The organism is Termitidicoccus mucosus (assembly GCF_038725785.1).
Taxonomy (GTDB): Bacteria; Verrucomicrobiota; Verrucomicrobiia; order Opitutales; family Opitutaceae; genus Termitidicoccus; species Termitidicoccus mucosus.
Genome location: NZ_CP109796.1, coordinates 511,200 through 524,285, shown reverse-complemented (window position 1 = coordinate 524,285; position 13,086 = coordinate 511,200). Strand labels below are relative to the sequence as shown.

7 protein-coding genes and 1 pseudogene are annotated in these 13,086 nt (G+C 62.9%); 5 read left to right on the top strand and 3 right to left on the bottom strand.

Going from position 1 to position 13,086, the window contains the following annotated elements; all coding sequences use genetic code 11:
* Positions 1-4 precede the first annotated feature (4 nt).
* From OH491_RS01860 to OH491_RS01840, 5 genes are all read left to right on the top strand, one after another.
* Positions 5-1,699 (top strand): beta-N-acetylhexosaminidase, encoded by a 1,695-nt coding sequence (locus tag OH491_RS01860; protein WP_068769591.1) that lies wholly within the window; start codon positions 5-7, stop codon positions 1,697-1,699.
* A gap of 107 nt (positions 1,700-1,806) precedes the next feature.
* Positions 1,807-3,777 carry a sodium:solute symporter family protein gene (locus tag OH491_RS01855; protein ID WP_068769592.1) on the top strand — a complete coding sequence of 657 codons (1,971 nt, stop codon included), beginning with the start codon at positions 1,807-1,809 and terminating at the stop codon, positions 3,775-3,777.
* 61 nt (positions 3,778-3,838) lie between these two features.
* Positions 3,839-5,245: an ROK family protein gene (locus OH491_RS01850; protein ID WP_342750840.1), complete on the top strand. Its 1,407-nt coding sequence runs from the start codon at positions 3,839-3,841 to the stop codon at positions 5,243-5,245.
* Between the two features lie 39 nt (positions 5,246-5,284).
* Complete coding sequence (locus OH491_RS01845) at positions 5,285-6,136, top strand: PIG-L deacetylase family protein (protein ID WP_068769593.1); 852 nt, start codon at positions 5,285-5,287, stop codon at positions 6,134-6,136.
* 85 nt (positions 6,137-6,221) lie between these two features.
* On the top strand, positions 6,222-7,172 hold the full coding sequence (locus OH491_RS01840; RefSeq protein WP_068769594.1) for a helix-turn-helix transcriptional regulator: 951 nt from the start codon (positions 6,222-6,224) through the stop codon (positions 7,170-7,172).
* A gap of 77 nt (positions 7,173-7,249) precedes the next feature.
* Here OH491_RS01840 and OH491_RS01835 read toward each other — a convergent pair whose 3' ends face one another.
* The 3 genes and pseudogenes from OH491_RS01835 to OH491_RS01815 form a co-directional block, all read right to left on the bottom strand.
* Positions 7,250-7,954, bottom strand: a complete 705-nt coding sequence (locus OH491_RS01835) for a TetR/AcrR family transcriptional regulator (protein ID WP_334319184.1) — start codon at positions 7,952-7,954, stop codon at positions 7,250-7,252.
* A gap of 949 nt (positions 7,955-8,903) precedes the next feature.
* Positions 8,904-9,988: pseudogene (locus OH491_RS28105) on the bottom strand (IS701 family transposase); the annotation flags it as partial.
* Positions 9,989-10,113: 125 nt separating this feature from the next.
* Entirely contained in the window at positions 10,114-13,062 is a 2,949-nt protein-coding gene (locus tag OH491_RS01815) for a sugar-binding protein (protein ID WP_068769597.1), read from the bottom strand.
* Between the last annotated feature and the right edge of the window lie 24 nt (positions 13,063-13,086).

The following is a 13,086-nucleotide window of genomic DNA, read 5'->3' as shown; positions in this document are numbered from 1 at the left end:
CCCCATGAATCCTAAAAAACTGCTCCTCGGCGCACTCGTGTGCGGCCTGCTGTCCGGCGCGCTCGCCGCCGCCGATATCAATGTCATCCCCCGCCCCGCGAGCGTCGTGCGCGACGCCGCCGGCGCGAGTGCCGCGCTGGGCGCGTCGCACATCATTGTATGCGCCGACGCCGCCCTGGGGCGCGTGTATGCGGACACCCTTTTCGAGCGGACGGGGCTGCGCCTGCCCGTCCACCCCACGGCGGCGACCGCCGCGGGCCGCCCGGTGATCGCCGTGGACTGCGCGTCGCTCTCGACGGACAGTCACGTCGCGCACCCCGAAGGCTACGCGCTTGAGGTCGCGTCGGACGGCGCCGTGCGCGTCGAGGCGTCCGCGCGCGGCGGCGCGTTTTACGCGTTGCAAACCCTCGCGCAACTCGTCGCGCGGGACGACGCGCGCGTCACGCTGCCGGTCGTGCGCATCCACGACTCGCCGCGCTTCCCGTGGCGCGGGGTCCTGCTCGACGAGGGACGGCACTTTTTCGGCCCGGCGGCGGCGAAGCGCCTGATTGATTCGATGGCGCTGTATAAATTCAACACCCTGCACTGGCACCTCACCGAGGACCAGGGCTGGCGCATCGAAATAAAAAAATACCCCCGGCTGACGCAAACCGGCGCGTGGCGCGCCTCCTCCCCCACGCCCGGAAATCGCGACATGCCCGACGGTGTGCCGCACGGCGGTTATTACACGCAGGATGAAATACGCGAGATCGTGGCGTATGCGCGCAGCCGCCATGTCACGATCATCCCCGAGATCGAAATTCCCGGACACAGTTCCGCCGCCCTCGCCGCGTATCCCGAGTATGGAAACACCGATATCCCCGATTACGCACCGAAGGTGCAGACGACCATGGGCGTGAAACCTTACATCTACGCGCCCAAGGAGGAGACCTTCCGCTTTTTGCAGGACGTCCTCGACGAGATTTGCGCGCTGTTTCCCGACGCGTCTTATATACACATCGGCGGCGACGAGGCGCCGAAAAAACAATGGAAGGAGTCCCCCTTTGCGCAAAAAGTCATCCGCGACAACAACCTCAAGGACGAATTCGGACTGCAATCGTGGTTCATCCGCCGCATCGAAAAACACCTCAATTCCCGCGGGCGCCGCATCGTCGGCTGGGATGAAATCCAGGAGGGCGGCCTGTCGCCGACCGCCACCATGATGGTCTGGCGCGACTGGCAATGGGCGCGGCTCGCCATCGAGAAGGGCAACGATGTCGTCATGACGCCAAGCTCCCATTGCTACATTGACTACGTCGAGTCCGTCGAGGGCCTCCCGGATGACCCTTATTACGAGCACATCGGCATAAAACGTTCCGGAAACCGTCCGCCGCGGCTGCTGCCGCTTGAAAAGGTTTATCAATTCGAACCCATTCCGGAAGACACGCCGCCGGAACGCGAGAAGCAAGTGCTCGGCTGCCAGGCGAACCTTTGGGGCGAGTATCTCTTCGACTGGAACCGCGCCGAGTATAATTTGTATCCGCGCCTGTTCGCGATGGCGGAGGTCGCGTGGAGCCCGAAGGCCGCGCGCGACTGGGCGTCCTTCCAGCAACGCCTCCCCGCCGCCCTGCGCCGCCTCGACCAACTCCAGGCCAACTACCGCCGCGCCGACGGTTCCCCCGCGCAACACCGCGCCCCGGCTGAACCTGCCCGCCAATAAATCCGGCCGCGGGTGCATGCGAATATGCAAACCCAACAACACCTTGTCATATCCGTGTCCATCCATGGTTAAAAAACAAACGCTCACCCCCTCTTAATACGCATCCCATGCTAACCTCCATTTCACTTCTCGACGCGGCGATCATTGTCGGCTTTTTGATCTCGGTCGTCCTCGTCGGCTCGGCAGCGGCCCGGCGCTCGAGCCGCAGCGCGGGCGATTTCTTTTTGTCCGGCCGCTCGATGCCGTGGTGGCTGCTCGGCGTCTCGATGGTCGCCTGCACGTTTTCGTGCGACACGCCCAACCTCGTCACCGACATCGTGCGCACGCAGGGCGTCGCCGGCAACTGGGCGTGGTGGGCGTTTTTGCTGACGGGGATGCTGACGGTTTTCGTGTATGCGAAACTCTGGCGGCGCTCGGCGCTGGACACTGACCTCGGCTTTTATGAAATCCGCTACAGCGGACGCCCGGCGGCGGCGTTGCGCGGCTTCCGCGCGATCTACCTCGGCGTGTTTTTCAACATCATGATCATGGCGACGGTGTCGCTGGCGGCCATCAAGATCGGCCAGGTGCTCTTCGGTCTCTCGCCGGTGGCGACGCTCCTATGGGCCTCCGCCGGTGTCGCCGTCTACGCGACACTCGGCGGGCTGACCGGCTCGATCTGGGCCGACTTTTACCAATACGCGGTGGCGATGCTCGGCGCGATTTTCGCGGCGGTCTACGCGGTCAACTCGCCCGAAATCGGCGGCGTCTCCTCGCTGCGCGAACTCTTCGCCAACACCGATGTCGCCGCGAAGATGAACATGTTTCCCGACGGCGCCGGCGGCCTCTCCGCGCTGATGACGGTGCTCATCCTGCCCGTCGCCGTGCAATGGTGGAACGTCTGGTATCCCGGCGCCGAGCCGGGCGGCGGCGGCTACATCGCCCAGCGCATGCTCTCCGCGAAAAACGAGAAAAACGCCGTCGGCGCGACGCTCCTGTTCAACTTCCTCCACTACGCCATGCGCCCCTGGCCGTGGATCATCGTCGCGCTGGTCTCGCTGGTGCAGTTTCCCATTACCCCGCCCGCGCAGCAAGCCGCCGCCCGCGAATGGCTCGCCGCACACTCCGCCCTCGTCGGGCAATATGATAAAGACGCTGCCGCGCTGCCCGAGATCGAGCGGGCCGAGGTGAGGCAGGCGCGAGCCGACGCCTTCGGGACGGGCAGCCTGGCGCGGGCCTTTCCTCAAGTGGACGACCAGTTTTTGCGTCACGACATCGCATATCCCGGCATGATTTCCAAGATGCCGGAAGGCTGGCTCGGGCTGATCGTCGCCTCGCTCGTCGCCGCCTACATGTCCACCATCGCCACGCACCTCAACTGGGGCTCGTCCTATGTCGTGCAGGATTTTTATGCGCGCTTCATAAACAAAAAGGTCACCCCGCGCCGCGCCGTGCTCGTCGGACGCCTGACCATGCTCGGCCTGCTCGCGCTCTCCGGGCTGGTCGCGCTCGGCATGCAAAACGCGAAAGACTCCTTCGACATCCTCCTGCAAATCGGCGCAGGCACCGGGCTGCTCTACCTCCTGCGCTGGTTCTGGTGGCGCATCAACGCGTGGAGCGAAATCGCCGCAATGATCGTGTCGTTCGCCGTCGCCTGTTTCTTCCAATGGGGCGCGGCGCCGCTCGGCGTCGAGGCGGCCATGCGCGAAGGCGGCTGGTTTTCCATCATGGACTACAGCGCGTGGAAACTCGTCCTCGGCATCCTGACAACGACCGCCGGCTGGCTGGCGGTCACCTTCCTCACCCCGCCGGAGCCGCCGGAGGTGCTGGGCAGGTTCTGCGAAAAAATCCGCGCCGGCGGCCCCGGCTGGCGCAAGGTGCGCGCAGCCATGCCCGCGCCCCTCGCCGCGCAAGGCAAATGGGATGTGCCCACCGGCCTGCTGTGCATGATGACCGGCTGCCTGGCCGTCTGGTCGGCCCTGTTCGGCATCGGCAACCTGCTCTACGCGCGCACGGCGCTTGGCGTGACGCTTTGCGTCGTGGCGGTGGTCGCCACCGCCGCCACCCTGCGCTTTGCCTCCCGCATCAAATTGGGCTGAGCACTCGCGGCGACTCCAGCCTCCCGCCTTCATTTCTCATTTTTCACCATTCCGTTTTTCCATGCTCGACATCCATCCCGAAGTCACGCCGCCTCTCGACCCCGTCTTCGTGCCCGCTGCGCTGTGGACGCGCGCCTACCGCGAGCTCGTCGCGCGCGACGCCAGCGCGCGCGATGTCGAGCTCACCCTGGTCCGCGGCGACGGCGGCGCCTCGACCCACCGCGCGCGCGTGCTCGCCGCCGGCCACCCGCAGGCCGGGCTCACGCTCCGCCATGTCGAGCGCATGGTGAAATTTCTCCTCTGGCAACGCGGCGGCTGCCGCGTGCTCATCGCGGGCGCGGACGAACTGGTCGCGCCGCTCGCCCGCATTTACGGTCCGCAAGGCGAGCGCGCCTTCGACCACGCCTTCATGGGGGAGAAAATTTACAGGCAGCCCTTTAACGTCGCCCGAATGGGAAAATCCCCCGCCCCGTCCGCACCCGCCAGCGAAACCGCGCCCGGCATCGGCGGGCATCTCGAGGGCTGCCGCATCGGTTTCGACCTTGGCGGCAGCGACCGCAAGGTCGCCGCGCTTATCGACGGGCGCGTGGTTTATTCCGAAGAAATCCCCTGGAACCCCTATTTTGAGAAAAATCCCTCGTATCACATCGACGGCGTGCAGGATCTGCTGGTCCGCGCCGCCTCGCACCTGCCGCGCGTCGATGCCATCGGCGGAAGCGCCGCCGGCGTTTACGTGAACAACGAGGTGCGCGTCGCCTCCCTCTTCCGCACCGTGCCGCCAGAGCTTTTCGAGCAAAAAATCCGGCGCATGTTTCCCGATCTGCGCGAGCGCTGGGGCGGCGTGCCCTTCGAGGTCGCCAACGACGGCGAGGTCACCGCGCTCGCCGGCTCGATGTTCATGAAGGACCACACGGTCCTCGGCATCTCGATGGGCACCAGCCAGGCCGGCGGCTATGTCACGCCCGAGGGCGGCATCACCCCGTGGCTCAACGAGCTCGCCTTTGTCCCCGTGGACTACCGGCCCGGCGCGCCCCGCGACGAATGGTCCGGGGACGCCGGTTGTGGCGTGCAATATTTTTCGCAGCAGGCCGTGGCGCGGCTCGCCCGCGCCGCCGGCTTCGGTTTTCCCGAGGCCATGCCGCCGCCCGGGCAGCTTGCCGCCGTGCAGGACGCCATGAAAAAAGACGATCCGCGCGCCCGCGCCATCTACGAGACCATCGGCGCCTACCTTGGGTATTCACTCGGCCACTACGCGGATTTCTACGAGCTGCGCAACGTTCTCATCCTCGGACGGGTGACCTCCGGCGAGGGCGGGCGCCTCATTATCGACCGGGCGCGCGCCGTCCTTCAAGCCGAGTTCCCTGAACTCGCCGCGCGCCTCGCGTTGCGCACCCCCGGCGAACAGGAAAAACGCCACGGCCAGGCCATCGCCGCCGCCAGCCTGCCCGCGATCCCGAAGCCTGCTTGATCCGGCGAGCAATTTGACTACTCCCTAACGACACACATCATGAAATTCACCCGCTCTGAAGCCGACATCTTCGTCCCCGACGCCACCCTCGCGCCCTCCGACGCGCTCAAGCGCACCACGCACCTGTGCGTCGCCGCGCATCAGGATGACATCGAAATCATGGCCTACCAAGGCATCGCCGCCTGCTTCGGGCGCGACGACAAATGGTTTTCCGGCGTCGTCGTCACCAACGGCGCCGGCAGCCCCCGCTCGGGCCCTTATCGGGATTGCACCGACGAGGCCATGCAGGGCATCCGCCGCCGCGAGCAGCGCAAGGCCGCCTATGTCGGCGATTACTCCATCCAGCTCCAGCTCGCACATCCCAGCGCGGCGGTGAAGGCCCCCGCCGATGCCGGCGTGCAGGCCGACCTCGCCGCCATCTTTGCCGGATGCGCCCCCGAGGTCGTTTACCTGCACCAGCCGGCCGACAAACATGACACGCACATCGCGGTGCTCATGCACTGCCTCAAGGCCCTCCGCGCGCTCCCCGCCGCCCGTCGCCCGAAAAAGGTGCTCGGCTGCGAAGTCTGGCGCGACCTCGACTGGATGTGCGACTCCGACAAGCACGTGCTCGACACCGGCGCGCATCCGAACATCGCCGCCTCGCTCGTCGGCGTGTTCGACTCGCAAATCGTCGGGGGAAAGCGTTACGACCTCGCCACGGCGGGCCGGCGCCTCGCGCACGCCACTTATCACACCTCCCATGCCACCGATGTCTGCCAGGGCATCAACTGGGCCATGGACCTCACGCCGCTGGTGGAAGACCCCGCGTATTCAATCTCGGAATACACGCTCGCCTTCATCGACCGCTTTCGACAGGATGTTGACATGCGTCTTCGACGGTTTGCTTGATGCGCCCTTGATCGTTTTCCTCTTTCCTTTTCCGGAACGCCCCGAGGGTGGCCAAGAGAATGAAAACGATTAAAAACACACAGCCATGAGCGACAAAACCACAGATACCGTCTTTCAGAAAATCGCCGGGGATATCCGGGCGCTGGTCAATCCGGTCAACCTGTTTTCCGGTGCCAAGCTCGGCGAGACGCTCGTGGCCGACAACGTCGTCATTTTCAAACGCACCTCGGTGGAAATGCTGCGTCCCCAAGGCGTGACGCACAATTACCACCATCGCTTTGAGCTCGTGATTCCCCTGGTGCAAGCCGGGCGCATCCATGTGGACGGGCACGACTACATGCTTGATCGTGGATGCGTGTATCTCATCTTTCCGCATCAGTTTCACCACTATCTCGACATTGAGACGGGCGAGCTGAACTGGCTTTTTATCACCTTTGAGTGCAAGCAGGCGGACCGGCTGGCTCCCTTGCGCAACTCGCCGCGAATGATGGAAGGCGGGACGCTGGAAATGCTGGCGGAACTGATAAGAAACCATCTCGCGGCCACGCCCGGCCCCGCGCGGAACTTCGAACTGGTGGTCAACCTCTCCCGCCTGTTACGGCGGCTCTTGGCCGCGCGAGAGGCCGACTGCACGGCTGCCGCCGCCGGAACGCCGCTTGAGGAGACGCACGGCGAAATCCTGCGCGCAATCAACACCCATGTGCGCGCCCATCTCGACAAGACCCTGACCATCGCCGACATCGCCGAACACACGGGCTACTCCATCAGCCATCTGCGCGCGATTTTTCGCAAACATCTGGGCGTGAGTCTGGGCGCCTACATGCGTGACTCGCGAATCTCCACGGCCGCCTCGATGCTGAGCGAACCGGAACCAGCCAGCATCGAAACCATTTCCAAGGCCTGCGGCTTCAGGTCGATCTTCGCGTTCAGCCGCGCGTTTAAAACGGCGATGGGCGTGCCCCCGACAGCCTACTTGAAGCTACTGAAGACCGGCCAGATAGCCGCCCCCCGCTCCGCCCGCCGCAAACACCGGTGAGTCATGCGGAATCGCGTCGGTGCAGCGACATCAGGAATGTTTGCTGCGGGAAATAGGATGCAAATCGATCAAGCCGCTCACCGCGCAAGAAGTCCATTCAGGACGAGGTCAATGACCTGTGCGAGACGCATGCCGTGCGTTTCTTTGCCAGTGTTTTTCAACCCAATGGTGGCGGCGAGAGAATACCTGTTGGAATAATAAACAAAACTCAGCCCAATAAAATTGACGAGCAAATGCCGCATATCGCGCGGCTGACGGAAAACACCCGCTTTTACCCCCTCCTCAACCACCATGCGAAACCGGTCCATGAACGGGTTTTTTGTAAGATACTGGGGATGAGCGGCAAGTCTTTGGCCATTGTCGAGATTCTCCCAGAGGAGAAGGCGCACAAACTCGGGATTTTTCTCCAGAAACTCGAAATTGGCAGCGAGCAGTTGGCTTAGTTTATCCATGGGACTTGCATCGGACGCCAAGGGAGCAATCTCCAGGCGGACAAAGCGACCGAAGACTTCCTCAAGCGCCGCAAGATATAAATCCTCTTTACTGCCGAAATAATGATAAACCATTCGCTTGTTTACCTTGGCAGCCTCCACCACTTCATCAACGGAGACACCATGGTATCCTTTGGCCGAAAACATTTGGATGGCTGTTTTAAGCAACCGGGCGCGCGTGCGCTCAGGATCACGACGGTGGCCAATTACTGGAACGGCGGGAATGGCGGCTCCCTTGGTTTTTGCTGGCATGATCCAAGCAAAGCGCTTGTCGCACAGTTGCTCAAGCACGAGGATGGCCCCCTGTCTTCAATTTTGTGGCCGCGCCAAACTGGGATTACCCTCGGAAAATGGACTTGGGGTGCGGCGCAGGGTTTATCCGTTTTTGAGGTTTTCGAAGTCAACCGGAGAGAGGAAGCCGATTGAAGAGTGGCGGAGGAGGAGGTTGTAGAAGACCTCGATCCATTTCGAAGACGATGCGACTGGCATGGTAGTGGCCGATAAAGTCAGTGCCCTCCGAAAAGGCACAGGTGGCGCATCCGATTGTCCGCGCGCAGAAGTGGCATCAAATGCTGATAAGCGGCAAGGCTTCCGGTCATAGAGCTCTCGCGAAGCGTGTAGGCTTCAGCAACGTCATGGTCAGCCGGCATCCTCAAACTTGTCCGTCTTGCTCCGGATATTCAGACCTATTTGGCCAGTTTGAAGACAGCGAGTGGGGCATGGCATTTCAGTATCAGGGCGCTTAGCGAAATCGCCGATATGACGGTCAAACAGCAGCAACAGGCGTTTGCCAGCATGGTCACCCAGTTCTTCTTTTGGGCCTAAAATCTCCCCCGACAAAGGCTCGCGCTGTTAATCAATATCCGTAATGGAGTGTGGCAACCCTGCGATTAAGAGATCCGGACGGGATAAAAACAAGAACTAGGGACAAGATTGGTTAATTTTACAAATCCCGGTTATCTTTTAATGAAAGCCGCTTAACTCGCTTTGTTAACCAATCTCGTTACGAGTTCGCTTTTTTTTCGAAATGGCTGCCCGCATCCGATGGAATCTGGAACTTCGTGAGGCGAGTTTGCGTTTTTCGAGAGGCTTTACAAGGCACCGCTCTTAATTGGTTAAAGCATGGCAGGAACCGGCGTTCAACACGAACCCAAATTGAGCCTCCCAATTTGCCTCATTTGCCTCACGAAAGTCCGCCCCTAAGCAGCTTTTTGTCCCTCCTAACACTGGCACTACTCCGTTAAGTGACAGCTAGGGCGAATCGAGGATGAGACCGGAACGGGTGAAGCGGGTTTGGCAGCGCGGGCAGGTGCACAGGGCCAGAGGCTTCCATGAGCCAGCGGCGCACTTCTGGCAGCGCCGGGCACGCCCGCAGTCTGGTCAGAAAACAGGACGCAAGGAAGCACAAGACGAGGTGGTGATGCAGTCCCCGCCAAGAGCGTCCTTCGAAGTGATCGAGCCCGAGTTCCTCCTTGAGTTACTGGTAGCCCTGCTCAATAGCCCACCGCTGGTGTGCCAAGCGAATCAACTCGGTCACCGGCGTTTCCGCCGGTAGGTTCGAGAGAGTACTTGAAGGCGCCTTTCCCGAGTTGCTCGATCAACAGCCAGCGACTGCAGCGTTGGAACGCCTGCACCCGGACGGCGATCGCGCGGATGCTGGCACCTTCCGCCCGCAGCAACCTCACCTCGGTTCAGCGCTGCGGTCGGGTCTGGCGCTTGTCCCACCACTCGACCATCGAGAGCGGATGCCTCTTCGCATCCCGCACAATGGCGTGTGGGCGCAGGCGGCCGCGACCGGTCGACTCGAGGGTGGCCTGGGTTTCGAGCGGCCAAGCGGCGTTGTTGCCGGGGACTTGGGCTACGTAGGGCTCATCCCGCCGCTCCAGTTTGGCGAGTAGGGGCTGCACCACGCCATAGCTGCATTGAAGACGATGGCTTGATAGGCCGGTAACTGCAGCTTCATCTCGTCGAGCAACGCGAGCGCGATGCGCCACTTTTCTTGGAAGCGTCGCGCGGCCGACGGCCCCCCACTCGCCCCATCGTCGGTCCACTCCGCGGGAAGGTAGAGTTGCGCAGCCAGTGCAGCCCCGTCGTCCCCATCCAATGCCAGGTGACGATGCTCTGGCAGTTGGTGATCTTACCCAGGGTGCCGCAATACTGGCGCGTCACTCCCACCGAATGCCGGCCCTGCTTGGGCAGACTGGGCTCGTCGAGCACGAACACCCCGCCGGCCTGCGCGCGCGAACGCATCTGCTGACGCAGCCGGTGGAGCACGCTGCGATGATCCCACGGGCTCTGGTTGACAAACTGTTGCAGCGCCTGGTCACCTGCCTGGCTGTCATCATGCCGGCGCACGCTGATGCTCCCCGCCAAGGAGGCAACAACTACTTAACGGAGTAGTGCTAGCGTATTTATAATATTTGATAATCGTTCGGGTGCACGAGCGTAATTCATATGTTTACATAAGCGAGATGACATTGGTTTGAATCTTCCTGTATTCGTTGCATGAGAATAATGAGGATGGCCGCGTCAAATTCAGGGTTGCCGACAAATGTGGTACGAAGCGAGGCGGCCTCGGCTTCGAGCTTGTCCATCGGCTCACGGATGACCAGTGCACGAACAGTGAAGCGGCGGAACATGCCGTCGCGGCGCTTGAAGTTGTGGCCGGTTTCAGCCGACCAGTTTTTCACGTCGCGGTCGAGCTGGGCTTCGATGGCGCGGACTTGCGGCAGCGCGAACTCGCGCAGCACCACGGGATTCCCGTAGCCGCGGTCCCAGTAGAAGGTGCCGTCCGAGCCGGTGAGGGAGCCGTCCGCAATGGGGGCGGCGGTGTTGGGGGTGGTTTGCTGGATGGGGCCGAACAGCACCGGGGAGCGACCGCGCCAAGTCCAGCTTTTGTCGGCGGCGAGGCGTTGTCCTCCCTCAAGGTAGCCGGGAGCGCTCGCGGCGTGCTGGGCGAGACGCAGCATCGCGCGGCGCTGGAAACGGCGGTCGCCGGCGGCTTCCGCGCCTTTCACGAGGCCAACCAGCGCCTCGCCAATCATCGTGCCGCCGTCATAGCGATACTGCACGAAACCTCCGTGCCAGATGATTTCGGTCAGCTCCTTGAGGCGTGGCCAATATCGTACGATCACGCTGTAGTCGTTGTTGCCCTGGCAAAAATAATACATTTTCGAGAGCATTTCGACGACGCCGTAGTAGGGCTCGGCGACGCCATACGGGTAGGTGAGGTTGCCGTAGCGGAAATTGCTTCCGAGGTAGGGCGCGGTTTCCGGCCAGAGGCGTTCGCGCCACTCGTCGCTGAAGATGATTTTCTCGTAGCCTTCCTCCACGCGTCGAATCAGTGCCGTCCGTTCATCCTCCGGGATCAATGGATAGCCGGAAAACAGGTCCGGCTTGTCTATCATGGGCCAGATGTGCGGCATGAAATAGGGGCGCTTCATGACGCGGTCCATGTTGCCGGCGAAAATCCTGGCGAGGTTCAACTCGTCGAGTTGCGCGAGGTAGTTGCGGCCGGTTTCGGACTGCATCAATTTTGCGCGGTCAAGACGCGGCGGAAGCAGGGAAAGGTCAACCTCGGGGAGCTCGAAACGGATTTCGGCGCGGCCGGTGACACCGTAATAATTTCCCTGGAACAGGCGGTAATCCAAATCGACCAGCGGCGTCGCGGGGAAGCGCGCGATGGCTTCGGTGCTGGAGAGCAACTGTGGCAGCGGCGCGATCAGCTCTTCCTCGACGGGCCACTGCGACAGGTTTTCCGAATACGCAAAACGGTGACGCAGCTCGAAGACGCGGCGCTCCGGGTGATACTGCCACGATTCCGTCACGCCGACGGGGAGGCGCAGGCTGCGTTTTTGCCAAGTGCGGACGCGGTCGGTGGCGCCGGAGGGAAGCGCTCCGGCTTTGGCCCAGGCTTGCGTGGTGCTTTTTTCAACGGCCGCGATGCCTTGCAACGGCATCAGCGTGAGCGTGCCGCGCCCGGGGAGGTCGAAGTGCCAGGTCAACCCGCCCGCATCGGCGAGGGTGATTTCACGCGGGCTGCGGTTCGGGTAAACAACCATCGGAAAATCGGTGGCGCGCGGGTCGCCTTCACGCGCGAACCAGACGAGCACCCAGCCTTCCGCGAGCGCGCCGTCTCGGGCGGCGTCGAACACGGCGGCGGTGTCTGTATCTATTTTACGGATACTCACGCCGGACTCAAGCGGGAGCGCGACATATGACGGGCCGGTGGGCTGGCCGACCCTGACCATGTCGTCGAAGAGCGTGAGCGCGCCGGAGTTTGTCCGGTAGCAGATGGCGGGATGGAAGGGCGTGGTGATGATGGTGAGTTCCTCGTGGCGGCCGTCGCGCACACCGGACAACGCCAGCTCGACCACGCGCGGGCGCGGCTCCAGCGCCTCTCCGTGGGCGTGAGGACCGACGGTGCGGTTCACGGCGCGCGCGTCGCCGGGGGCGGCTGTACCCACTAATTCATGACGCACGCGGCCAAGCCGCCATGGCTGGTAGCTTTCCCACGACCATGACTGGTTGGGAACGTCGAGGTTGAAAAATCCGTCCACCAGCCGGAGCGACGGCCAGAGTGCCATGGCCTCGTGATCCGGGGTCTCCCCGACGTCGTCGACCTGCGGGCGCGCGGATGCGAGGGCGCCGGGACGCGGTTCGCCGAGGGTGAGGATGCCGTTTTGCGAGGCGTATTGCCAGTTGGTGCCGTCGCCGGACCAGCCGGTGATTTTGGGCGACACCCATTCCGTATCGTCGGGGAAATCGACATCGTGAACGGACACGTCAAAACCCATCAGATCCCCCGGGCGCAAATCCACCTGCGCGACTTCCATGAAATGCGAGAGCGGCACGCGCACTTCCGTGCAATAGCCGGTATCGGTCTGCGTGCTCGCGACCTCCCAGCGGCCCCAGGTCGGGTCTTGTGTGATTTCGCCGCCGTCGCCACGCCGGCCGAACGGCCACACGCGGTATTGCAGGTTGAACTGGTAGTTGAGCAGCGGGTCGAAAAACAGCTCCACGACATCGTTGTGCGGCTCGTAGGGGCGGGCCTCGCGGGCGTTCACGTTCTGGTCGATGACACTCACGGCGAGGTAAAGGTTTTCGGCATCCCACGCCGCCATCCAGTAGCCGGCGTTGCGCTGTCCTTCGGGGAGCGGTTTCTCGTCGTGATGCTGGCGTTGAATGGGCGCGCGTTTCGCCTGCCGCCAGACATCGTCGTCGAGGCGGCCGTCGATGACCGGCGCGGCACCGGACAGCGGCTGCGCGCGATAAACGGGCACCTCGCGCCCGGACGGCGCGGCGGCGGGAAGCGCGATGCCGGCGAGGGCGAGCAGGCCGGCGAGCACGGCGAGTTTTCGGGATGCGTTCTGGAGGGGAGCGGGTCGGGTCGGGTTCATGTTTTTGAAAAATTGCGCGATGTT